The organism is Nonomuraea sp. NPDC004702 (assembly GCF_053601695.1).
The window spans coordinates 17,536-38,760 of the sequence record NZ_JBSGCE010000063.1; the positions used below are offsets into that span (position 1 = coordinate 17,536).

Consider the following 21,225-nt stretch of genomic DNA (forward strand, 5'->3'; position numbering starts at 1 on the left):
GACCATCGGCTGGAATTCTGGCACGACTGTTGACACTGCGCTGAAACGGAGATGGACCCGTGCTTACGTCCCAGGCGTGGCGCCGCCTCGCCCACAAGACCTCCGCCTTGGGATTGATGGGCACACTCGCCGTCTCCGTCGGCTCACTGGTCGGCCTGTCCTCGCCGGCCCAGGCCGCGGCCCCGAAGCAGTTCAGCTACACGTGCGTCGGAGGGCCGTTCACCTTTGGAGCCACTCCGCTCAGCGTGACGCTCACTGGTCCCGAATCGGTCGCGGCAGGCGGTAGCTTCGACCTGTCGGTTGGCATTCCGGCGTTGACACAGACAACTCCGGCCACGCAAGCCACGTATGTGCAGGCCACCGTCGCGCTGACGCCGACCGGTGGGTCAGTCACTGACCCTGGTGCGAAGCAGGGAGCGGCTGTCGCGGCGAACACCGCTGCCATTCCTGCGGGCGAAGTGAAGTACAAGGTGTCTGTGGGCGCCACCACGACGGGCAAGGTGAGCATCAAGCCCGGAGAGATCCGTCTCGGGCTCCTGTCCAGCCCGAGCAGCGTGGCGACCTGCACTCCCTCCTCCACCACCGAGGTCCTCGACATCCCTATCGGGACTGGCGGTGGCACCGGGAGCGACGTGGTCTCCTACAACTGCAAGCTTCCCAGCGGGACGGACGCCCTGTACCCCGCCACCGTCGACATCAAGGTCGCGATGACGACGCCCACCAATGCCAAGGCCAACGAGGATGCCTCCATCACCTGGACAGGCACCATCGAGACCACGAATGACCCGCTCACCGCGCCCACCGGGTTCCCTGTGAGCAGCAAGCTCTTCGCCACCATCAAGGCGACCGGCGCAGGCGCGCCCGCCACCGCCACCGGCGAGGCGACCCTCACCGGCGCCGTGGCCGGTCAGGACATCACGACGCTTCCGAGCGTCACCATCAAGGTCAAGCCCACAGCGGCCGGCACTGTGCAACTGACGCCGGGGGATCTGGCTCTAGGCACCTCCTCGACTGCCCCTGCGATCAAGTGCGAGCCCCCCACGACCGGGCTCAAGACCTTCACCTTCCAGGTGGTGGCCGGCACGGGGACGACCCCGACGCCCACGCCGACTCCCACTCCCACGCCCACGCCGACCCCCACCCCCAAGCCGACCAAGACCAGCACCGCGACCGTGACCGTCACCCCGCCGGACAAGTCCAAGACGCCCAAGGCGGGGGCCGACACCGGGGCCGGGGGTATGGCGGGGCCTGACGGGCGGCTGTTCGTGCTGACCGGCGCCGTTCTGATCGCGGCCGCGGCGGCCGGTGGGCTGGTGCTGCGCCGGCGTACCGCCGGCAGGGGCTGAGCGGCGTGGCCGGGCAGTATCCGTACGGCGGCCCGCCACCGCGGGACCGGGGGAGCACCGCGCTCAGGACCGTGCTGATCGGCGCGGCCATCGCCGGGGTCGTCACGGTCGTGGCGGGCATGCTGATGGTGCTGCAGTCGCCCGAGGAGTACGGCATGGACAGGGACGCCCTGCCCGTGGCCGTGCAGACGCAGGCGTCCGGGCAGCCGCAGCAGGCGTTGTTCCAGGCCCCGCCGGACCAGCCGCCGCCGCTGCCGGAGATCACGCCGGCGCCGCCGATGCTGCCCTCGACGCCGATCCGGATCGTGATCAAGCGGCTCGGCGTCAACGCGCCGATCAAGTCCGTCGGGCTGGCCAAGGACGGGACGATCGAGGTGCCGCCGTCCGACAATCCCAACCTGGTCGGGTGGTACCGGAACATGTCCACGCCGGGCCAGGAGGGCCCGGCGGTGCTGCTCGGTCACAAGGACACCCGCACGCGCAGCGCCGTGTTCAGCCGCCTCGGCGAGCTCAAGCACGGCGACACCATCGAGGTCAAGCGCCAGGACAAGACGACCGCCGTGTTCACGGTCGGTGGCGTGGAGCAGGCGAGCAAGAAGACGTTCCCGACCGAGCGCGTCTACGGGAGCCGGGAGAACGCCCAGCTCCACCTCATCACCTGCGGTGGTGCCTACGATCGCACCATCGGCCACTACAACGACAACATCATCGTCTACGCGACGATGACGAGCTCCTATCGAAGCTGATTGGCGGAGGCGGGCATGGGCTGGCTGGCGAAGCGGAAACTGCGTACTGGCCCGACGGCGGCCCTGCCCGCCAGACCGGACCCCGCCGAGTTGTTGCGGATCGTCCGGCTGGCCGACCCGGACGCGCGGCGCGAGGGCGACGACATCGTGGCGGCCGACGTGCGGGTGTACGCGCCGGTCGAGGCCGACGCCGAGCTGACCGGCGGGGTGCTGGAGAAGGCGTGGGCCTGCCGGGTCACCGCCGAGGGGCCGCTGCCGTTCGACTTCTTCGACCGTTACCTGGCCGAGGGGCTGGCCTTCCGGCTCAAGGGGCTCGCGGTGTGCCGGGGCGAGGTGAGCGATCCGGCCGACGGCGAGGAGGGCGGTCCCGCCGTCATCCTGCCGGTACGCCCGTCCGCCGACGACCTGGCGCCGCTGCTGGAGCAGGGTGAGGACGAGTTCACGTACACGTCGGGCGACATCCGGGCCGCGCTCGTGCCGCAGAAGGGGCAGCCGCCGGCGGTGCGGGAACTGCTGCCGTTCGCCACCGAGCTGACCGCGATCGAACTGCGCGGGGAGGAGCCCGTCAAGCTCGGAAGCCTGGCGCTGGAGCTGGCAGAATCGCTGAACGGCCTGGTGGTGGACCGGTGGCGGTTCAGGATCGACGCCGCGGAGGACCTTCTGGCCCCGGAGTGACGAGCCACAGAACGTCGTTCTGTTGTAGTCTCTCCTCAATAACCGAATAATGCTCGGTTTCCAGGAGGCACTGTGGCAGAGGCGTACATCGTCGGAGCGGTCCGTACCCCGGTCGGCAAGAAGAAGGGCGGGCTTTCCACCGTCCATCCCACCGACCTGGCCGCCCACACGCTGAAGGCGCTCATCGACCGCACCGGCGTCGATCCGGCGGCGGTCGAGGACGTCATCATGGGGTGCGTCATGCAGTTCGGCCCCCAGAGCATGGACATCGCGCGAAACGCCTGGCTGTCGGCGGGTCTGCCCGAGACGACGGCCGGCGTCACGATCGACCGGCAGTGCGGGTCGTCCCAGCAGTCGATCCACTTCGCCGCCCAGGGCGTCCTGTCGGGCACCCAGGACCTGGTGGTGGCCGCGGGCGTGGAGTCGATGAGCATCGTCCCGATGGGCGCGTCGATCACCGCCGCGCTGGAGAAGGGCATGCCGTTCCCGTTCGGCGACAAGTGGGTCGAACGGTACGGCAAGCAGGAGATCTCGCAGTTCCGCGGCGCCGAGCTGATGTGCGAGAAGTGGGGCCTCCAGCGCGACGTGCTGGAGCAGTTCGCCTACGAGTCCCACCAGCGGGCCGCCAAGGCCGTCGCGAACGGCTACTTCAAGGACCAGATCGCCCCGATCAACGGCGTCGAGGACGACGAGGGCCCGCGGCCCGACACGACGCTGGAGAAGATGGCCGGGCTCAAGACCCTCAAGGAGGGCGGCCGGATCACCGCTGCCACCTCCTCGCAGATCTCCGACGGCTCCGGCGCCGTGCTGATCGCCTCCGAGCAGGCCGTGCGCGAGCACAACCTGACCCCGCGTGCCCGCATCCACCAGCTCGCGCTCATGGGCGACGACCCGGTCTACATGCTGACCGCGCCGATCCCGGCCACGCAGCGGGCGTTGCGCAAGGCGGGCATGTCGATCGACCAGATCGACGTCGTGGAGATCAACGAGGCGTTCGCCCCGGTGCCGCTGGCCTGGATCAAGGAGCTGGACGCCGACCCGGCCAAGGTCAACCCCAACGGCGGCGCCATCGCGCTCGGCCACCCGCTGGGCGGCACGGGAGCGATCCTGATGACCAAGCTGCTGCACGAGCTGGAGCGCACGGGCGGCCGCTACGGCCTGCAGACGATGTGCGAGGGCGGCGGCCAGGCCAACGTCACCATCATCGAGCGGCTCTAGCGGAACCGGACCGGAAAAGGGTGAGCGCCGCCTCCCGGGCGTAAGAGGGGAGGCGGCGCTCGCTGACTACCATCCCGGTAGTTGTCTAGCGGCCCTTGGGCGGGATGATCCGCCGGGGCGGCACGACCGGGCGCTGCGGCATCTTGGGCAGTTGCCGGGGCGGCACGGGCGTGGCGGTCTTCTTCTTGGCTGAGCGAACTCGCATGCGAAGCTCCTTTACGCGAACTCAGGACGCGGCTCGGTGAGGGCCGGGCGTCGACGAGCACAGCGTGGCCGCGTCTGTCGGACGATGGACTGAGGTGGCTCCTGTCACAGGTAAAGGCGCATGTCCGACAAGCTACGGCCTGTCCGTGACGCCGGGCAACCGAATTAACGCGGCGCCGCGAGCTGCTGCTCGAAGCCCGACACCATGGCCCGCAGGCCCGCGTCGAACCACTGGTCGTAGAAGCGCAGCGCGTCCGGGTCGTGGGTCTCGGCGGTCGAGCCGACCTGGGCCAGGGCGTGGCCGAGCACGTAGACGGCCACCGACTGCACCGCGTTGACGGTGTCGCCGGACGGCACCCCCGCCGCCTCGAAGCGGGCCAGCAGGCCGGAGATCAGCTCGGTGCCGAGCCGTACGTCCACCGGATGGGTGGCCAGCAGCGGGACGGCGCGCGGGTGGGCGAGCAGGAAGCGGCGGTAGGCCACGGCGAACCCGGTCAGCGCCCGCGGCCAGTCGGGGACCGGCGTGTAACCGGCCATGGCCGCGGTGAACAGCCGGTCGACGACCAGGGACACGAGCGCGTCCCGGTTGGGGACGTGGCGGTAGAGCGACATGGCGGCCACTCCGAGGTCGGCGCCCAGGCGGCGCATGGTCAGCGCGTCGGGGCCCTCGGCGTCGAGGATGCCGACGGCCGCGGCGACGATGCGCTCGACGGTGAGCACGGCCGGACGCCCCGCCCGCCTGGGTGCCTGAGTCATGCGGTCAGCGTAACGACGATCGTGGCCGCCAGCATGAGCAGGGACAGCACGCCCACCACCATGTGCTGGACGTCGATGACCACGTCGTGGCCCGCGGTGGGCAGGACCTTCCAGGTGCGGCTGTACTCGCGCCGGTAGAGCTCGCGCTGCTCGGCCGTGGCCGGGCCGAAGTAGGGCAGCCACCAGCTCCGCACGTGCCCTGCCACGACCAGGACGCACAGGACGGTCGCGGCGATGAGCGACCACGTGCGGTGCAGCGCGATGCCGGCCGCGATGAGCAGCGGGAACGGGTAGTTGATCGCGGCGGCCAGGGCCCGGCCTCTGACGTTCGCGCCGTTGAGGTCGTTGAGCGGGAACATGGGCACCCAGTCGGTGAGGACGAGCCAGGCGAGCCACACGAGCGGGACGGTGACGGCGACCGCGATCATCGGGTACTCCTCGAATTTGCTTACTTGGTAAGCTTACACAGTACACAAATTCGCACGACGGCGGTCGAGAGCCCGGCGAGAGCCGCGGCGAGCAGGGTGATCGACAACGACGCCGGGAAGTAGGTGAGCTGCTCCCAGGTCACGTACCGCCCGTTGAGCAGCACGGAGACCCAGTTCGGGTAGAGCGCGAACAGCAGGACCGGCAGCAGCACCGGCACCAGCCGCAGGGCGATCCGCCACCACGGCCGCCCCGACCGCCGGGACGCCCACCGCCGCGCCCGCAGCACGCCCATGACCCCGAGGCCGGCCGCCACGACGGCGAGCAGCCCCAGCACCAGGTCGTAGAGCTGCCGGTCGCCGCCCAGGGCCGCCGGCGCGCGGCCCTCGCTCATCGCGGCCAGGCCCCGCATGATGTCGTAGGTCGGGTCGTAGAGCGAGGCGCTGTTGGTCATGACGGCGAAGCCGTAGCCGGTCTTCGGCGAGACGGCCTCGACGGCGTTGTAGGTGAACAGGTTGCCGGAGTGCACCAGCAGGCCGGACTCCTCCTCCAGGCTCCAGCCCATGCCGTAGCCGTGCACGCCGGGCTTGTGCATGGTCTCCAGGCTCTGCTGCTTGACCAGCGGGCGGCCGGCGTCGTTCTGGGCGATCAGCCACTTGCCCATGTCCGCGGCGGTCGTGATGACCGCGCCCGAGCCGCTGCCGTCGAGGAACCCGGACGCCTCCGGCCGGGGCAGCCACATGCCGTAGACCGAGACGAATCCGTCCGCCGGTCGGATGGCCTGGGCGCTCACGGCGCTGCCGGTCATGCCGAGCGGGCCGAAGACGCGGTCCTTCATGTAGGCGTCGAACGGGCGGCCGCTCGCGGTCTCGACCAGGCGGGCGGCCAGGTCGTAGTTGACGTTGCAGTAGGCGTACCGGCTGCCCGGGTCGGCGGCCAGGCGGCCCTCGGCCAGGCGGGCGGTGTAGTCGGCCAGCGAGCTCGCGGACTCCAGGTCGCCGATGTCCAGCGAGCTGTCGGACAGCCCGGAGGTCTGGTTCAGCAACTGGCGCACGGTGATCCTGGTGTGCCGCGGGTCGGCCATCCGGAAACCGGGCAGCTGCCCGGCCACCGGCTCGTCCAGCGCGATCTTCCCCTGCTCCACCAGGGTCATCACGGCCATCGCGGTGAACGACTTGCTCACCGAGGCCACCCGCATCGGCGTGGCCGCGGTGACCGGACGCCCATCGGAGTCCTCGCCGTAGCCGGCGGCGTGCACGACCTTGTCGCCGCGGGTCACCACGACGGACAGACCCGGCACGCCGGTGGTCTCCAGCGCCTCGCGCAGGTAGGCGTCCACGGCGGCGGGGGTCGGCTCGGCGGGGGCCGAGGCGAGGGCCGGGGCCGAGGCGAGGGCCGGGGCCGCGGCGGGGGTGAGGGTCAGGGCCGCGGCCAGCCCGGCGAGGGCGATCTTCAAGCTCATGCAGGCAAACGTACGGAGAACGCCCCCACCGCCGGATCTGCCGACGGTCTAGTGCCACCCCCGACGAAAGTCAGGTCTCCGAGGGGGACGGCAGCCGTTCCGGCACCGCGTCGTGCACCTGCTGGAAGATCACCGAGGTGCGGAAGCCGACGATCTCCTTGCGCTTGCTGAGCCGGTCGAGCAGGAAGGAGTGGAGGTGGTCGAGGTCCTGGACCGCGACGTGCAGCAGGAAGTCGTCGCCGCCGGCCAGCACGAACACGCTCAGCACCTCGGGCAGCTCGGCGGCCGACTGCTTGAAGGCGTTGATCACGGCCCGGCTCAGCGGACGGACCTGGACCGAGACCATCGCCTGCGTGCTCCGGTTGAGCGCGGCGGGGTCGATGTCGGCGTGGTAGCCGCGGATCACGCCGCGCCGGGTGAGCGCCCTGACCCGTTCCAGGCAGGTCGAGGGGGCGATGCCGAGCCGGCGGGCCAGCTCCCGGTTGGACTGCCGCGCATCCGTTTGGAGCAGGCGGATGATCGCCGAATCAAGTTCGTCCATGACGCGATTCTGCTCCTTTCTCCGATCGAACGTTCGGTGGAGCCGGGTTGGGGCCGAACGATCGGGCTACTTTCGCGGGCATGACTGAACAGGGCCGGATGGGTGTGGGGCAGGGCGCGGCGTTGCTGGTGGGCGCGGTGCTGGGGCCGGGGATGCTGGTGCTGCCGCAGCTGGCCGCCGCGGCGGCGGGGCCGGCCTCCGTGCTGGCCTGGGCGGGGCTGCTCGCGCTGAGCGTGCCGGTGGCGCTGACGTTCGCGGCGCTCGGCGTCCGGCATCCCGGCGGGGGCGGGGTGGCCAGCTTCGCGGGGCTGGCCTTCGGGCCGCGGGCCGCCGCCGTGGTCGGCTGGTGGTTCTACGGGGCCGTGCCGGTCGGGACCGTGGCGGGCGCGCTCGTGGGCGGCCGGTACGTCGAGGCGTGCCTGGGCGTGGACGGCACCCTGGCCGGCGTGCTGATCCTGGCCGCGGCGTTCGCCGCCAACGCCGCGGGGCTGCGTACCTCGGGGCGGTTGCAGCTCGTCTCCGTCGCGCTGCTCGTCGCCCTGCTGGCCGTCGCCGTGGTCACCGCCGCACCGCGGGCCGATCTCGACCACTTCACCCCCTTCGCCCCGTACGGGCTCGCCGGGGTGGCCGGCGCGGCCGGGGTGCTCATGTTCGCCTTCGTGGGCTGGGAGGCGGCCAGCCACCTGTCGGCCGAGTTCGCCGCAGGGAGGCGCGGGAAGCATGGCCTGACCAGGGCCACCGTGGTCACCCTCGTCGTGGTCGGCCTGCTGTACCTGGGCGTCAGCGTCACCTCGGTCGGCGTGCTCGGCGCGGACATGCCGGGCGTGCCGCTGAGCGCGCTGCTGGAGGCCGGCCTCGGGGGAGTGGCGCGGCCGGTGACCGGGGTGCTGGCGGTGCTGCTGACGTTCGGGGCGGTCAACACGTACCTGGCGGGGGCGGCGCGGCTGGGGGTGGCGCTGGCCAGGGACGGGGCCATGCCCGCCTGGCTCGCCGGGGGACGGTCGCCGTACCGGAGCCTCGGGGCGCTGGCCGTGCTGACGGTGCCGGTCGTGGTGTGGGCGGTGGACCTGGACCTGCTGATGCGGGCCACCTCGGCGTGCCTGGCGGCCGTCACGGCGGCGGGCGTGGCGGCGGCGGTGCGGGTGCTGCCCGCCGGACGGCTGCGGGTCACCGCCGTCGTGGCGACCGGCATGTCGGCGGTCGCGCTGGCGTGCTGCGGAGCCTTCCTGGCGGTGCCGGCCGTGCTGGCCGTCGTCGCGCTGGGCGTGCTTAAAGCTCTCAGGCGGGCAGTACTCCCAGCACATGACGGCGCACCGTCGGGAGGGTGCCATGACTGAGCAGACCACGTACGCGGAGAGCAGGCAGGTCGGCGAGCAGGCCAGGGAGCGGGAATGGAGGCTCCCCAGCTTCGCCAAGCAGCTGTTCCTCGGCGATCTCCGGCTGGACCTGGTGCATCCGGCGCCCGGGCTGCCGGCCGAGGCCGCCGAGCGGGGCGAGGAGTTCGTCCGGGCGGTGCGGCGCTTCCTGGAGACCCAGGTAGACCCGGCCCTCATCGAGCGCACCGCGCAGGTGCCCGACGAGGTGGTCAAGGGCCTGGCCGCTCTCGGGGCGTTCGGCATCACGATCGGGACCGAGTACGGCGGCCTCGGCCTGCCCTACCTGTACTACTGCCGCACCCTCACGCTGGTCGGCTCCTACTGCCCCGCCCTGGCCACGCTGCTGTCGGCGCACCAGTCGATCGGCGTGCCGCAGCCGCTCAAGCAGTTCGGCACCGAGGAGCAGAAGCGGGAGTTCCTGCCCCGGTGCGCGGCCGGCGAGATCTCGGCCTTCCTGCTCACCGAGCCGGACGTGGGCTCCGACCCCGCCCGCCTGTCCACGACCGCCGTGCGCGACGGCGACGACTACGTGCTGAACGGCGTCAAGCTCTGGACGACGAACGGCGTCGTCGCCGACCTGCTGGTGGTCATGGCCAGGACCGGCGAGAAGATCAGCGCGTTCGTGGTCGAGGGGAACAGTCCGGGCATCACGGTCAGGCGTCGCAACAGCTTCATGGGCCTGCGCGGCATCGAGAACGGCGTCACCGAGTTCTCCCAGGTCAGGGTGCCGGCCAAGAACCTGATCGGGAAGGAGGGCCAAGGGCTGCGGATCGCGCTCACCACCCTCAACACCGGCCGCCTGTCCCTCCCGGCGACCTGCGCGGGCAGCGTCAAGTGGGCCGTGAAGATCGCCCGCGAGTGGGGCAACGCCCGCGAGCAGTGGGGTCGCAAGGTCGGCCGGCACGAGGCCGTGGCGACCAAGATCGCCTTCATCGCGGCCACCGCGTACGCGCTGGAGGCCGTCAGCGAGCTCACCGCCCGCCTGGCCGACGACCGGCGCAACGACATCAGGATCGAGGCCGCCCTCGCCAAGCTGTACGCCACCGAGCTGTCGTACCGGGCGCTGGACGAACTGGTCCAGATCAGGGGCGGCCGCGGCTACGAGACCGCCGAGTCGCTGGCCGCCCGCGGCGAGCGCGGCGTGCCCGCCGAGCAGATGCTGCGCGACGCCCGCATCAACCGCATCTTCGAGGGCTCCTCCGAGATCATGCACCTGATGATCACCCGCGAGGCCGTGGACGCGCACCTGACCGCGGCCGGCGAGCTGATCAACCCCGAGGCGTCCCCCCAGGAACGCGCCCGCGCGCTCGGCCGGGCGAGCCGCTTCTACGCCGGGTGGCTGCCGACCCTGGTGGCCGGCTCGGGCAGCCTGCCCACGGGCTACACCGCCTTCGGCCCGCTGGCCCAGCACCTGCGGTTCGTGGAGCGGACCAGCAGGAAGCTGGCCCGGTCCACCTTCTACGGCATGTCCCGGTGGCAGGGGAGGCTGGAGCACAAGCAGTCCTTCCTCGGGCGGATCGTCGACATCGGGGCCGAGCTGTTCGCCATGACGGCCGTCTGCGTGAAGGCCGAGGAGGACGCCGACGACCTCGGGCGCAGGCCGTACGAGCTGGCCGACACCTTCTGCCGCCAGGCCCGGCGCCGCGTCCGCACGCTGTTCGACGAGCTCTGGGACAACAGCGACGAGCAGGACGCGCGCCTGGCCCGGTACGTGCTCGACGGCCGCTACGAGTTCCTGGAGGAGGGCATCCTCGACCCGTCCATCGAGGGCCCGTGGATCGGCACACCGGACGGCGGCGAGAACGTGCGGAGAAAGATCCTGTGACGCCCGGTCTAGACCGGTTGTGAGCTTTTTCTGCCCTGAGTGTTTTCAAACCGATACCAGCCGGTATAGACCGGCTGCTGAACACGGGCTTACTCTGGCGCAAACGCGTTGAGCTGTGGCTCTCGCACCCCTCATCCCTTTGGACGGGGTCAGGTGGCTGGTACGGACCAGCGACCCGTCCGACGAGAAGGCGGTATCACCAGTGAACATGAAGCTTGTGGGCGGCGCCGCTCTCGGCCTTGCCACGATGCTGGTCCTGTCCAGCTGCGGCTCCGACGGCGGTTCGGGTGGCGGCGGGAACAACACCCAGGCCTCGGGCGGCGGCCAGGTCACCCTCAAGATGGTCGCCGCCGACTACGGCGACGGCCCCGGCAAGCCGAACTCGGGCGAGACGTTCTGGAAGGGCGTCGTGGACGAGTTCCAGGCGGCCAACCCCAACATCAAGGTCGACGTCCAGGTCATCAACTGGAACGACATCGACAAGCAGGTCGCCACCATGGTCCAGAACGGCCAGGTGCCCGACATCCTGCAGACCGGCGACTACTCCGGCTTCGTCAAGGACGGCCTGCTCTACAAGGTCGACGAGGTCCTGTCCCCGAACGTCTCCGGCGACATGCTGCAGAAGTTCGCCGACTTCGGCAAGGTGGACGGCACCGGCTACGGCATCCCGTTCGTCTCCTCCGCCCGCGCGCTGTTCTACAACAAGGACCTGTTCACCAAGGCCGGCATCGCCGAGCCGCCCAAGACCTGGGACGAGCTCAAGGCCGCCGCCGAGAAGCTGAAGAAGGCCGGCGTGAGCCAGCCGTTCGGTCTCCCGCTGGGCCAGGAAGAAGCCCAGGGCGAGTCGTTCCTGTGGATGCTGGGCAACGGCGGCGGCTACAAGGACGCCTCCGGCAAGTGGGCCATCAACTCCCCGCAGAACGTCGAGACCTTCACCTACATGAAGGGCCTGGTCGACGCCGGCCTCACCACCCCGAACCCGGGCACCAAGGACCGCAAGACGGTCTGGGAGGACTTCGGCGCGGGCAAGGTCGGCATGGTCAACGGCGGACCCATGTCCATCCCGATCTTCGACGCGGCCGGCCTGAAGAACTACGGCGTCACGGCGATCCCCGGCAAGTCCGGCCCGCTCGACACCACCCTCGGCGTCATGGACTGGATCATGGCGTTCAACAAGAACGGCCACGCCGCCGAGATCAAGAAGTTCTTCGACTTCTTCTACACCGGCAACGCGGCGCAGAAGATCTCCGACACCTACAAGCTGCTGCCCGTCACCAACGGCGGCATCCAGAAGCTGTCGGGTGACGAGAAGCTCAAGCCGTTCCTCGACGCGCTGCCCAACGCCAGCTTCTACCCGTTCCAGGACCCGAAGTGGGCCGAGGTGAACCCGGCGATCAAGCAGACCATCGGCGGCGCCGTCAAGGACGACCCGGCCAAGGTCCTCGGCGAGCTGCAGAAGACCGCCGAAGCCAGCTGATCCAGCGGGTGTCTGTGGAGCCGGCGCGCGGGTCGCGTCCCCGCGCCGGCTCCACCGTCATGGAAGGTTCCTCATGAGAAGCTTGCGCGCCTTCGAACCCCTGGCCTGGATCGGGCCGGCCGTGGTGCTGATCGCGCTGGTCGTGCTCTGGCCCGTGATCGAGATGATCCGGTCGTCGTTCCTCAAGATCAGCCGGTTCGGAGTGGTCCAGGGAAACAACTTCCCGGACAACTACACGAAGCTGTTCGGTGAGAAGGACTTCGCCGACATCATGATCCGCAGCGTGATCTGGGTGGTCGCGGTCGTCGCGCTCACCGTGCTGATCTCGCTCGCCCTCGCCCAGCTGTTCAACCAGCGCTTCCCCGGCCGCAAGATCGCCCGCTGGGCGCTCATCGCGCCCTGGGCGGCCTCGGTGCTGATGACGGCGATCATCTTCAAGTGGATGCTCGACCCCGAGGTCGGCGTGATCAACCAGATCAGGGTCAAGCTCGGGTTCATCGACGCGATGGGCGGCGCCTCCGCCGACCAGCTCGGCGACGCCTCCAGCGCGATGCCGTGGCTGGTGTTCGTGGCGGTCTTCGTCTCGGTGCCGTTCACGACGTACGCGCTGCTGGCCGGGCTCGCGACCATCCCCGCCGACGTCTACGAGGCGGCCAAGATGGACGGCGCCACCAAGCTCAGGACGTACTGGTCGATCACGCTGCCGCTGCTGCGCCCCGCGCTCACCGTCGCCGCGCTGATCAACGTGATGAACGTCTTCAACAGCTTCCCGATCATCTGGGCGATGACCCACGGCCAGCCGGGCTACTCGACGGCCACCTCGACCATCCTCATGTTCATCCTCAAGGGCTCGAACATCGGTGAGTCGGCCGCGATGTCCGTCGTGAACTTCGGCATGGTGATCGTGCTGACCGCGATCTTCCTGAAGGTGTCGCGCTGGAACAAGGAGGTGGCGTGATGGCCGTGCAGACCATCTCCAAGGCCGGCACACGCCACCAGCCCGGCCACCGCGGACGGGCGCAGCGCCGCATGCCCAGGCTCAAGACCGTGATCGTGGCGGCCGCGGCCTACCTCGTCGCGTTCGTCTTCCTGTTCCCGTACCTCGTCATGCTGCTGACCTCGCTGCGGTCGCAGGACTCGCTGCGCGAGGTGACGTTCTGGCCCGACGAGTGGGTGTGGTCGAACCTCGCCAACTTCTGGACCAGCGGCCTGGCCGGGAACCTGTGGGTGACGCTCAAGGTCGCCGGCGGCTCGACGATCCTGGTGCTGCTCGTGGCGCTGCCGGCCGCGTACTACTCGGCCCGGCACAAGTTCCGGGGACGCACGGCGTTCCTGATCCTGGTGCTGATCACCCAGATGTTCCAGCCCACGGCCATGCTCGTCGGCATCTACCGCGAGTTCTACCAGTTCGGCCTGGTGGACTCGATCTGGTCGCTGATCCTGGTCAACGGCGGGTTCAACCTGGCGTTCGCGGTGTGGATCCTGAACGCCTACTTCGCCTCGATCCCGCGTGAGCTGGAGGAGGCCGCCTTCATCGACGGCAACGGCCGCTTCGGCGCGCTGTTCCGGATCACGCTGCCGCTGGCCATGCCGGGCGTGATCACCGCGCTGATCTTCACGTTCATCGCGGCGTGGAACGAGTTCGTGGTCGCCCTGACCCTGACCACGACCCCGGCCAACCAGCCGCTCACGGTCGCGCTGAACTCGTTCATCGGCCAGTACCAGGTGGACTGGCAGAACCTCTTCGCGGGCTCGGTGATCGCCACCATCCCGGTGATCATCCTGTTCGCGCTGATCGAGCGGAAGGTCGTCGGCGGACTGACCGCCGGCTCGATCAAGTAGAAGACGTCCGGCCGCCACCAACCCACCGGGTGGCGGCCGGGCCCACTTCTGCGGGCTACTTCTGCTCCTGCGGGCTACTTCTGCGGGACGCGGGCCACGCAGAACACCGTCTGGCCGAACGGCGGGGTGATGAACCGCTCGATCAGCCGCGTGGCCGGGACCACCGTGCGGTCGTAGATCTTGACCAGGCGCGGGTCGGGGTAGCCAACGCCGCCCCGCCGGACCGCCGCCCACCAGGCGATGCCGCCCAGGAAGTTGATCGGCTTGAGCACGTCGATGTCGAGCCCCGCCCTGGCCACCGTGGCGCGCAGGGTCTTCGGCGTGTAGCGCTGGACGTGCCCGACCTTGCGGTCGAAGTCTCCGTAGAGCTGCATGTAGCCGGGCACCCAGATGATGATCCGGCCGCCGGGCAGCGTGACGCGGGCCAGCGAGCGCAGCGCCTCGGCGTCGTCCTCGATGTGCTCCAGCACGTTCATCATGACGACGGTGTCGACCTTGTCCTTCAGCGGGATCTCGGTCGGCAGGCCGAACTGCAGGACGTCGATGTCGTCGCGGCCCTCGAAGCGCTTCTCCAGCTGCTCGACGCAGTAGGGGTCGAAGTCGCTGACGACCAGGCGGTCGAGCCGCGGCAGGAACTGCTCGGCGAAGTGGCCCAGCCCGGAGCCGATCTCCAGCATCGAACGGCCGACGTGCGGGGCGACCATGTCGAACTCGTACTGCCGATAGTTCTTGGCCTCGTCCCCACCCAGGTGGTTCTCCAGGGCCTCGTCACCGGCCGCCGGTTGCACTACACGGTCATACCCAGAAGACATAGTCCCGTTCCTTTGAGGGGCAGACGGATTGCACGAGTCTAATGCCCCTGAGGATGACCTGATGCGTGAAACACCCTTCCCCGGGCGCGGGCGGATGCGATGGAATCTGACACGCCATGGACGACGACGAGGCGATCACCCGCTCGCTCGACGGTGACCTGGGGGCCTACGAGGTCCTGGTCGCCAGGTACAGCGCGCTCGCCCATCGCACCGCCGCCATGCTCGGCGCGGGCGACGAGGCCGAGGACGTCGTGCAGGAGGCGTTCGTCAAAGCTTTCCGCCATCTGCCCAAGTTCCGGCGGGATGCGCCCTTCCGTCCCTGGTTGCTGCGGATCGTGGCCAACGAGACGCACAACCTGACCCGGGCCCGCGGGCGCCGCTCCGACCTCGCCGCACGGCTCACCGCCGCCGACCCGGCAGGCCCGGTGGCCCCCGACGACCCGGCGGGCGCGGCCGTCGCCACCGACCGGCGGGCCCGGCTGCTGGCGGCCGTGCGCGGCCTGCCCGATCGGGAACGCCAGGCGGTCGTGTGCCGGTACTTCCTGCAACTGTCGGAGGCGGAGACGGCCCAGGTGCTCGGCTGGCCGGTCGGTACCGTCAAGTCCAGCACCCATCGGGGGCTGGCCCGGCTGAGGGAGGAGGTGGGCGGTGAACTCGCATGACCCCTTCGACGACCTGGAAGCCGAACTGACCGCCCTCGGCCCCCTCCTCGACACCTCGTCGCCGCCGCCGGGCGACGTCGCCGCCGCCGTCCGGGCCCGCCTGGAGCTCCAGCCTCAGAAGCGCGGGCGGCGGACACGGCCGACACGGCCGACTCGGCGGGTTCGGTGGCGGATCGTGGCGGCCGTCGTGCTGGCCGTCGTCGCCGTCACGGCCGCCACCCCCCAGGGCCGCGCCGCCGTGGCCCGGGTCCTCCGCCTGGCCGGCGTCGAGCTGCAGCTCGGCGACACACCACCCACCCCGGTACGGACCACCGCGAACCTCCCCGGCGAGCACCCGGTGGCCCCGGACGACCTGCCCGGCCTGGTGAGGTTCCAGGTCAGAACCCCGGCCGAGCTCGGGCCCCCCGCCCGCGCCACCGTCGCCGACCAGGGCCGGCTGGTGTCGATGTTCTGGCCGGACGGCGTCCGGCTCGACCAGTTCCAGGGCGGCGTGGACCCGTTCTTCTTCAAGAAGCTCGGCCCGCCCTGGCCCGACTACGTCGAGATGGCCGGGACCACGGCCTGGTGGATCCCCGGCGCGCACCCGCTCGGCTACATCCGCCGCCAGGACGGCACCGAGATCCCCCTGCGCCAGGCCGCCCCCACCCTCGTCTGGCAGCGGGACGCGCTCACCTACCGCCTGGAGGGCGCGGGCACCAGGGAACGGGCGGTGCGGATCGCCGGGTCACTCCGGTGAGCCGGTCAGCCAGTCGTCCACACCCTTGAGCAGCTCCTTGCGCACCGCCTCCGGCGCGGTCGAGGACCGGATCGACTGCCGGGCCAGCTCGGCGATCTCGGCGTCGGAGAACTCGTAGACCTCCCTGGCCAGCTCGTACTGGCGCAGCAGCCGGGTGCCGAACAGCAGCGGGTCGTCGGCGCCCAGCGCGATCGGCACCCCGGCGTCGAACAGCCGCCGCAGCGGCACGTCCGCCGCCCGCTCGGCCACCCCCAGCCCCACATTGGACGTCGGGCACACCTCGCAGCAGATCTGCCGGTCGGCCAGCCGCTGCATCAGCCACGGGTCCTCGGCCGCCCGCACGCCGTGCCCGACCCGGTCGGCGCCCAGGTCGTCGATGCACTGGCTCACGCTGCGCGGCCCGAGCAGCTCGCCGCCGTGCGGCACGGCCAGCAGCCCGCCGCGCTTGGCGATGCGGAAGGCCCGCTCGAAGTCGCGCGCCGCGCCGCGCCGCTCGTCGTTGGACAGGCCGAAGCCCACCACGCCCCGGTCGGCGTACTGGGTGGCGAGCCTGGCCAGGGTGTTCGCGTCGAGCGGATGCCTGGTCCTGTTGGCCGCCACGATCACCGGCATGTGCACCCCGGCGTGCTCGGCGGCCTGCCGCGCCGCGTCGAGCATCAGCTCCAGCGTGGCCGTGAGCCCGCCGAACCGCGCGGCGAACCCGGACGGGTCCACCTGGATCTCCAGCCACCGGGAACCGGCCGCCGCCTCGTCCTCGGCCGTCTCGCGCAGCAGCCGGTAGACGTGCTCGGGACGGCTCAGCACGGACCTGGCGATGTCGTACAGCCGCTGGAACCTGAACCAGCCGCGCTCGTCGGTGGCCCGCAGCCGCGGCGGCCAGTCCTGCTCCAGCGCGTCGGGCAGGTGCAGCCCCTGCTCCCTGGCCAGCTCGATCAGCGTCGAGTGCCGCATGGAGCCGGTGAAGTGCAGGTGGAGATGGGCTTTGGGCAGCGTGTGCAGGGGCCGGTGCATTTCCATATTTTGCCACTGGCCCCAGGTGCGGATTCGCATGTCGCCCAAGGCTGCGGGTCCGGCATCGGCACGGTAGAGATCGGCCGGATCGGGGGATCAACCGTCCATGATCCCTGAGGGTGCGGGCGTCGCGGGGCAGGGCCGGCGCGCGCTGCTCGCCGGCCTGGCGTTCGCGATGACCGCTCTCGCCATCTACGCCCTGTTCCATTCGGGTTTCGGCCGTCCGCACCCGCCTTCTGCGGGCTCGTCGTACGTGCCCCCGCCGCCCCTGAAGGCGCCGTCCCGCCCCGGCGCGGCGGCGGCGCAGGCCGAGGCCCCGCTCGCGGTCGTCTCCGACGACCTCTGGCTCACCTACCTGCCCCGTGGCCTGCGCCGCAGCGGCGGCGGCCCGATCGCCCCCGACGGCGTCCGGGCCAGGTACGGCACCGCGAAGCGCTACGTCGAGGCCCAGGTCGAGCACGGCACGGTGGCCGCCGACTGGGACACCTACCGCGCGCACGCCGGCGTGCTGGACCCCCGCGAGACCACGGTCAGGGGCCGGCCCGCCGTGGTCGGCGCGCATCCGCGCGGCGGCAGGGTGATCGCCTGGCTGGAACGCCCCGGCACGGGCGCCTGGATCCGGGTGAGCGACTCACTCGGCGGCGAGCTGCTGCCTATTGCCGCCTCGGCCCGCGCTCCTGTAGGAGACTAGGAGCCTTTTCCCTGGTTGATCCCACGAGTCATGGGGGGACGATGCGGCGCCCGGCAGCGGTGTTCATCACGTTCGCGCTGGCCGCGGGCACGGGCGGCTGCGGCGGCGACACGCCGCGACCGCCCAGCACCACCCCGCCGCCGCCGTCGGCGAGCGAGCCGGCGACCGGGGAACCCGTCACGCTGGCCTGCGGATCGACCAGGCTGGAGATCCCCGGCGCGCCCCCGCCCCTGGCCCGCGCCGGCACCTTCGGCCGCCTGGGCGCGCTCGCCAGGCGGCTCACGGTCAGGGGCGTGACGTGGCGCGACGACGAGGACGAGCAACTGCGGGTGGGCGTGGTGTGCGGCGTGCGGACGGCCGAGCAGTTCGCCACGCTGGTGGCCCGCTCGACCCTGACCGCCTACCGCGGCAAACCCGCGCTGCGCTGGACGAGCCGCGACGGCCTGCGCAACTTCATGTGGCTGGAGAGCCCCGGCACGGCCGTCTACCTCGCCGCCACGCCCGGCATGACCGCCCAGCTCCGCCAGACCGCCGCCGCCGTCAGACCCGCCGCCTCCTGAGCCGCTTCCCTGAGCCGCTTCCCCGAGCCGCCTCCCGAGCCGCTTCCTGAGCTGGCGTCAGGCGCCCCGCCGCGGCCCCGGAAGGCCGGCGGGGCGCCCCGTAAGCCGCTCAGTGAGCCTCGGACAGCAGCTTGGCCATCCGGCTGACGCCCTCGACCAGATCGTCGTCACCGAGGGCGTAGGACAGCCGGAAGTAGCCGGGGGTGCCGAACGCCTCGCCCGGCACGACCGCCACCTCGGCCTCCTCCAGGATCAGCTCGGCCAGCTCCGCCGACGACCCGGGCCGCCGGCCGCGCAGCTCCTTGCCCAGCAGCTCCTTGACCGACGGGTACGCGTAGAACGCCCCCTTCGGCTCCGGGCAGAACACGCCCGGGATCTCGTTGAGCATCCGCACCATGGTCTGGCGCCGCCGGTCGAAGGCCGACCGCATCTCCGCCACGGCCGACAGGTCGCCGGAGACCGCGGCCAGCGCGGCCCTCTGCGACACGTTGGCCACGTTGGAGGTGGCGTGCGACTGCAGGTTGGCGGCGGCCTTGACCACGTCGGCCGGGCCGATCAGCCAGCCCACCCGCCAGCCGGTCATCGCGTACGTCTTGGCCACGCCGTTGAGGATCACGACCCGGTCGCCCAGCTCGGGCACGGCCGTGGCGATGCTGGTGAACTCGGCGCCGCCGTAGACCAGGTGCTCGTAGATCTCGTCGGTGACCACCCACAGCCCGTGCTCGGCCGCCCACCGGCCGATCGCCACGGTCTCCTCGCGCGAGTAGACCGCGCCCGTCGGGTTGGACGGCGAGACGAACAGCAGCACCTTCGTACGCTCGGTACGGGCCGCTTCGAGCTGCTCGACGCCGGCCAGGTAGCCCGTGGACTCGTCGGTCACCACGTCGACCTGCACGCCCCCGGCCAGCTTGATCGCCTCGGGGTAGGTCGTCCAGTAGGGGGCGACCACGATGACCTCGTCGCCCGGGTCGAGCAGCGTCGCGAACGCCTCGTAGACGGCCTGCTTGCCGCCGTTGGTGACGAGCACCTGGGACGGCTCGACGGAGTAGCCGGAGTCGCGCCGCGTCTTGTCGGCGATGGCCTGCTTCAGCTCGGGAAGGCCGCCGGCCGGCGTGTACTTGTGGTTGCGCGGGTCGCGGGCCGCCTCGACCGCCGCCTCGACGATGTAGCCGGGCGTCGGGAAGTCGGGCTCGCCGGCGCCGAAGCCGATGACCGGGCGGCCGGCGGCCTTCATCGCCTTCGCCTTGGCGTCCACCGCGAGCGTGGCGGACTCGGAAATCGCGGAGATTCTTGCGGAGATACGGGGTCGCGTGGACATGCCTCCCATGCTCCCACGCGGGCGTGACCTGGGCGATCAGGTTTGGGTTCGACGTACCGGGCAATCCCCCGTATGCTTTCGCCTGGTCCTTCCGCCGCATGTCGGCGAGCGGTTCGGTCCAGGCAGTGAGTCAATCAGGGTAGTGTGGTTGACGACATAGGGCACTGGCGCAATTGGTAGCGCACCGGTCTCCAAAACCGGCGGTTGGGGGTTCGAGTCCCTCGTGCCCTGCGAGTGCGGTCCGCGCAATAATGGCGTGTAAGCGCGCCGCAAAACTGCGTTGGATACGACAGATTCAGGTGAGGACTGTGGCGATCGACACGCGCGGCGAGACCGCAGGCAAGCCCAGTGGCGAGAAGAAGACACGCACTTCACCTGCCCTTTTCTACCGGCAGGTCGTCAACGAGCTCCGCAAGGTCATCTGGCCGACACGCAAGGATCTCATCACCTACACCACGGTCGTTCTGGTATTCGTTCTGATCATGGTGGCGATCGTTTATGGGCTCGACGCCGCTCTGGGCTGGGCCGTCCTCCGCGTCTTCGGCGGGGAGTGATCCCGCCTAGCTCGACACCGTGTGGTGTCGGCTGACGGCGACACCATTCGATTCGAGGAAATGAGGAAAGGTCACGTGTCCGAGTCTTCTGTTCCGGCCGAGGAACCCCGCGACGAGCGGGGCGACGACGAGCTGGGAGAGGCCACCGACGAATGGGGCGACGAGCTGGGTGAGGCTCGCGACGAAGGCGTCGAGGCGGCTCTCCAGGAGGCCGACGAGACCGACGAGGTCGAAGAGTCGGAGGAGGCCCCCGCCGACGCGGAGGCCGAGATCCTGCCCGACGTCGACCCGGTCGAGGAGTTCAAGAGCTCCCTGCGCGGGCTCCCCGGCGAGTGGTACGTGATCCACTCCTACGCCGGCTACGAGAACCGCGTGAAGTCCAACATCGAGAGCCGCAACGTGTCGCTCAACATGGAGGACTACATCTACCAGGTCGAGGTGCCCACGCACACCGTCCAGGAGTTCAAGAGCGGCAAGAAGGTCCCGGTCAAGGAGCGCGTGCTGCCCGGCTACGTCCTGGTGCGCATGGAGCTGACCGACGAGTCCTGGGCCGCCGTGCGCAACACGCCCGGCGTGACCGGTTTCGTCGGCCTGTCCAACAAGCCGAGCCCGCTCAGCCTCGACGAGGTCGCCAAGCTGCTGGCGCCCGAGCCGACCGAGGAGGCCAAGAAGGCCACCACCAAGGCGGCCAGCGGCCCCACGGTCGAGTTCGAGATCGGCGAGTCCGTCACGGTCATGGACGGCCCCTTCGCCACCCTGCCCGCCTCGGTCAGCGAGATCAGCCCCGAGTCGCAGAAGCTCAAGGTGCTCGTCTCGATCTTCGGTCGTGAGACCCCGGTCGAGCTCTCGTTCAACCAGGTCTCGAAGATCTAAGACGATCACCTACACTTAGACGTTCGGTCGGCCGCCTTTCGCGAAGGGTGGCCTTCCGACATGTCCGGGCGCATCCGCGTCCGGACAGCATCACGATCAGGACCCGGAGAAGGA

General features: G+C 70.5%; 22 protein-coding genes and 1 tRNA gene. 16 read left to right on the top strand and 7 right to left on the bottom strand.

Translation table 11 applies throughout. The annotated features are described in order from the left end of the window. The first annotated feature begins 59 nt into the window (after window positions 1-59). From ACWEJ6_RS43805 to ACWEJ6_RS43820, 4 genes are all read left to right on the top strand, one after another. On the top strand, window positions 60-1,346 hold the full coding sequence (locus ACWEJ6_RS43805) for a hypothetical protein (protein WP_452431392.1): 1,287 nt from the start codon (window positions 60-62) through the stop codon (window positions 1,344-1,346). 5 nt (window positions 1,347-1,351) lie between these two features. After that, window positions 1,352-2,092, top strand: coding sequence for a class F sortase (locus ACWEJ6_RS43810; RefSeq protein ID WP_358289183.1), 741 nt, complete (start codon window positions 1,352-1,354; stop codon window positions 2,090-2,092). Between the two features lie 15 nt (window positions 2,093-2,107). Beyond that, on the top strand, window positions 2,108-2,767 hold the full coding sequence (locus tag ACWEJ6_RS43815) for a hypothetical protein (protein ID WP_452431393.1): 660 nt from the start codon (window positions 2,108-2,110) through the stop codon (window positions 2,765-2,767). Window positions 2,768-2,839: 72 nt separating this feature from the next. After that, a complete protein-coding gene (locus ACWEJ6_RS43820; protein WP_452431394.1) occupies window positions 2,840-3,985 on the top strand; it encodes an acetyl-CoA C-acetyltransferase in 1,146 nt (381 codons plus the stop codon). 369 nt (window positions 3,986-4,354) lie between these two features. Here ACWEJ6_RS43820 and ACWEJ6_RS43825 read toward each other — a convergent pair whose 3' ends face one another. The 4 genes from ACWEJ6_RS43825 to ACWEJ6_RS43840 form a co-directional block, all read right to left on the bottom strand. Further along, window positions 4,355-4,945: a TetR/AcrR family transcriptional regulator gene (locus tag ACWEJ6_RS43825; protein WP_397219490.1), complete on the bottom strand. Its 591-nt coding sequence runs from the start codon at window positions 4,943-4,945 to the stop codon at window positions 4,355-4,357. Next, on the bottom strand, window positions 4,942-5,373 hold the full coding sequence (locus ACWEJ6_RS43830; RefSeq protein WP_387679223.1) for a hypothetical protein: 432 nt from the start codon (window positions 5,371-5,373) through the stop codon (window positions 4,942-4,944). The genes ACWEJ6_RS43825 and ACWEJ6_RS43830 overlap by 4 nt, the downstream gene beginning before the upstream one ends. 20 nt (window positions 5,374-5,393) lie before the next feature. Continuing rightward, window positions 5,394-6,833, bottom strand: a complete 1,440-nt coding sequence (locus tag ACWEJ6_RS43835; RefSeq protein WP_452431395.1) for a serine hydrolase domain-containing protein — start codon at window positions 6,831-6,833, stop codon at window positions 5,394-5,396. Window positions 6,834-6,903: 70 nt separating this feature from the next. Then, the gene (locus ACWEJ6_RS43840; RefSeq protein WP_449916747.1) at window positions 6,904-7,374 is read right to left on the bottom strand and encodes an Lrp/AsnC family transcriptional regulator; all 471 of its coding nucleotides are present in this window, start codon (window positions 7,372-7,374) and stop codon (window positions 6,904-6,906) included. Window positions 7,375-7,454: 80 nt separating this feature from the next. On the opposite strand from ACWEJ6_RS43840, the gene ACWEJ6_RS43845 reads away from it, so the two are divergent. The 5 genes from ACWEJ6_RS43845 (at window position 7,455) to ACWEJ6_RS43865 (ending at window position 13,894) form a co-directional block, all read left to right on the top strand. Next, complete coding sequence (locus ACWEJ6_RS43845) at window positions 7,455-8,711, top strand: APC family permease (RefSeq protein WP_452431396.1); 1,257 nt, start codon at window positions 7,455-7,457, stop codon at window positions 8,709-8,711. Beyond that, on the top strand, window positions 8,704-10,575 hold the full coding sequence (locus tag ACWEJ6_RS43850) for an acyl-CoA dehydrogenase family protein (RefSeq protein WP_452431397.1): 1,872 nt from the start codon (window positions 8,704-8,706) through the stop codon (window positions 10,573-10,575). Before ACWEJ6_RS43845 ends, ACWEJ6_RS43850 begins: the two co-directional genes overlap by 8 nt. A 208-nt stretch (window positions 10,576-10,783) precedes the next feature. Then, complete coding sequence (locus ACWEJ6_RS43855) at window positions 10,784-12,052, top strand: extracellular solute-binding protein (RefSeq protein WP_387679208.1); 1,269 nt, start codon at window positions 10,784-10,786, stop codon at window positions 12,050-12,052. Window positions 12,053-12,125: 73 nt separating this feature from the next. Further along, entirely contained in the window at window positions 12,126-13,010 is an 885-nt protein-coding gene (locus tag ACWEJ6_RS43860; protein WP_364326238.1) for a carbohydrate ABC transporter permease, read from the top strand. Next, entirely contained in the window at window positions 13,010-13,894 is an 885-nt protein-coding gene (locus ACWEJ6_RS43865) for a carbohydrate ABC transporter permease (RefSeq protein ID WP_452431398.1), read from the top strand. The genes ACWEJ6_RS43860 and ACWEJ6_RS43865 overlap by 1 nt, the downstream gene beginning before the upstream one ends. A gap of 74 nt (window positions 13,895-13,968) precedes the next feature. Here ACWEJ6_RS43865 and ACWEJ6_RS43870 read toward each other — a convergent pair whose 3' ends face one another. Next, the gene (locus tag ACWEJ6_RS43870; RefSeq protein WP_352330011.1) at window positions 13,969-14,706 is read right to left on the bottom strand and encodes a class I SAM-dependent methyltransferase; all 738 of its coding nucleotides are present in this window, start codon (window positions 14,704-14,706) and stop codon (window positions 13,969-13,971) included. Window positions 14,707-14,822: 116 nt separating this feature from the next. Between ACWEJ6_RS43870 and ACWEJ6_RS43875 the strand changes: the two genes are divergently transcribed. Together ACWEJ6_RS43875 and ACWEJ6_RS43880 are read left to right on the top strand one after the other, a co-directional pair. Then, window positions 14,823-15,368: an RNA polymerase sigma factor gene (locus ACWEJ6_RS43875; protein WP_452431399.1), complete on the top strand. Its 546-nt coding sequence runs from the start codon at window positions 14,823-14,825 to the stop codon at window positions 15,366-15,368. Beyond that, on the top strand, window positions 15,355-16,104 hold the full coding sequence (locus ACWEJ6_RS43880; RefSeq protein WP_452431400.1) for a hypothetical protein: 750 nt from the start codon (window positions 15,355-15,357) through the stop codon (window positions 16,102-16,104). The genes ACWEJ6_RS43875 and ACWEJ6_RS43880 overlap by 14 nt, the downstream gene beginning before the upstream one ends. Here the strand turns inward: ACWEJ6_RS43880 and ACWEJ6_RS43885 are convergent. Beyond that, complete coding sequence (locus ACWEJ6_RS43885) at window positions 16,093-17,115, bottom strand: adenosine deaminase (protein WP_358289143.1); 1,023 nt, start codon at window positions 17,113-17,115, stop codon at window positions 16,093-16,095. The two genes, ACWEJ6_RS43880 and ACWEJ6_RS43885, sit on opposite strands and share 12 nt — an antisense overlap. Before the next feature lie 106 nt (window positions 17,116-17,221). On the opposite strand from ACWEJ6_RS43885, the gene ACWEJ6_RS43890 reads away from it, so the two are divergent. Together ACWEJ6_RS43890 and ACWEJ6_RS43895 are read left to right on the top strand one after the other, a co-directional pair. Then, on the top strand, window positions 17,222-17,806 hold the full coding sequence (locus ACWEJ6_RS43890; RefSeq protein WP_452431401.1) for a hypothetical protein: 585 nt from the start codon (window positions 17,222-17,224) through the stop codon (window positions 17,804-17,806). A gap of 41 nt (window positions 17,807-17,847) precedes the next feature. Further along, complete coding sequence (locus ACWEJ6_RS43895) at window positions 17,848-18,366, top strand: hypothetical protein (protein WP_452431402.1); 519 nt, start codon at window positions 17,848-17,850, stop codon at window positions 18,364-18,366. A 109-nt stretch (window positions 18,367-18,475) separates the two neighbouring features. On the opposite strand, the gene ACWEJ6_RS43900 is transcribed toward ACWEJ6_RS43895, so the two are convergent. Next, on the bottom strand, window positions 18,476-19,684 hold the full coding sequence (locus tag ACWEJ6_RS43900) for a pyridoxal phosphate-dependent aminotransferase (RefSeq protein ID WP_387679189.1): 1,209 nt from the start codon (window positions 19,682-19,684) through the stop codon (window positions 18,476-18,478). Window positions 19,685-19,842: 158 nt separating this feature from the next. Between ACWEJ6_RS43900 and ACWEJ6_RS43905 the strand changes: the two genes are divergently transcribed. The 3 genes from ACWEJ6_RS43905 (at window position 19,843) to nusG (ending at window position 21,111) form a co-directional block, all read left to right on the top strand. Next, window positions 19,843-19,915 (top strand) — tRNA-Trp (locus ACWEJ6_RS43905). Between the two features lie 77 nt (window positions 19,916-19,992). Beyond that, window positions 19,993-20,238: a preprotein translocase subunit SecE gene (secE, locus tag ACWEJ6_RS43910; protein WP_125642950.1), complete on the top strand. Its 246-nt coding sequence runs from the start codon at window positions 19,993-19,995 to the stop codon at window positions 20,236-20,238. Window positions 20,239-20,298: 60 nt separating this feature from the next. After that, entirely contained in the window at window positions 20,299-21,111 is an 813-nt protein-coding gene (nusG, locus tag ACWEJ6_RS43915) for a transcription termination/antitermination protein NusG (protein WP_397153953.1), read from the top strand. Window positions 21,112-21,225 lie beyond the last annotated feature (114 nt).

What these genes read in the sequence shown, in the direction of transcription:
- ACWEJ6_RS43815 (WP_452431393.1), top strand. Translation starts at nt 2,108, where the DNA reads ATGGGCTGGCTGGCGAAGCGGAAACTGCGTACTGGCCCGACGGCGGCC.
- ACWEJ6_RS43825 (WP_397219490.1), bottom strand. Translation starts at nt 4,945, where the DNA reads ATGACTCAGGCACCCAGGCGGGCGGGGCGTCCGGCCGTGCTCACCGTC.
- ACWEJ6_RS43830 (WP_387679223.1), bottom strand. Translation starts at nt 5,373, where the DNA reads ATGATCGCGGTCGCCGTCACCGTCCCGCTCGTGTGGCTCGCCTGGCTC.
- ACWEJ6_RS43835 (WP_452431395.1), bottom strand. Translation starts at nt 6,833, where the DNA reads ATGAGCTTGAAGATCGCCCTCGCCGGGCTGGCCGCGGCCCTGACCCTC.
- ACWEJ6_RS43840 (WP_449916747.1), bottom strand. Translation starts at nt 7,374, where the DNA reads ATGGACGAACTTGATTCGGCGATCATCCGCCTGCTCCAAACGGATGCG.
- ACWEJ6_RS43845 (WP_452431396.1), top strand. Translation starts at nt 7,455, where the DNA reads ATGACTGAACAGGGCCGGATGGGTGTGGGGCAGGGCGCGGCGTTGCTG.
- ACWEJ6_RS43850 (WP_452431397.1), top strand. Translation starts at nt 8,704, where the DNA reads ATGACTGAGCAGACCACGTACGCGGAGAGCAGGCAGGTCGGCGAGCAG.
- ACWEJ6_RS43855 (WP_387679208.1), top strand. Translation starts at nt 10,784, where the DNA reads ATGAAGCTTGTGGGCGGCGCCGCTCTCGGCCTTGCCACGATGCTGGTC.
- ACWEJ6_RS43860 (WP_364326238.1), top strand. Translation starts at nt 12,126, where the DNA reads ATGAGAAGCTTGCGCGCCTTCGAACCCCTGGCCTGGATCGGGCCGGCC.
- ACWEJ6_RS43865 (WP_452431398.1), top strand. Translation starts at nt 13,010, where the DNA reads ATGGCCGTGCAGACCATCTCCAAGGCCGGCACACGCCACCAGCCCGGC.
- ACWEJ6_RS43870 (WP_352330011.1), bottom strand. Translation starts at nt 14,706, where the DNA reads ATGTCTTCTGGGTATGACCGTGTAGTGCAACCGGCGGCCGGTGACGAG.
- ACWEJ6_RS43875 (WP_452431399.1), top strand. Translation starts at nt 14,823, where the DNA reads ATGGACGACGACGAGGCGATCACCCGCTCGCTCGACGGTGACCTGGGG.
- ACWEJ6_RS43885 (WP_358289143.1), bottom strand. Translation starts at nt 17,115, where the DNA reads ATGCACCGGCCCCTGCACACGCTGCCCAAAGCCCATCTCCACCTGCAC.
- ACWEJ6_RS43890 (WP_452431401.1), top strand. Translation starts at nt 17,222, where the DNA reads ATGATCCCTGAGGGTGCGGGCGTCGCGGGGCAGGGCCGGCGCGCGCTG.
- ACWEJ6_RS43895 (WP_452431402.1), top strand. Translation starts at nt 17,848, where the DNA reads ATGCGGCGCCCGGCAGCGGTGTTCATCACGTTCGCGCTGGCCGCGGGC.
- ACWEJ6_RS43900 (WP_387679189.1), bottom strand. Translation starts at nt 19,684, where the DNA reads ATGTCCACGCGACCCCGTATCTCCGCAAGAATCTCCGCGATTTCCGAG.
- nusG (WP_397153953.1), top strand. Translation starts at nt 20,299, where the DNA reads ATGAGGAAAGGTCACGTGTCCGAGTCTTCTGTTCCGGCCGAGGAACCC.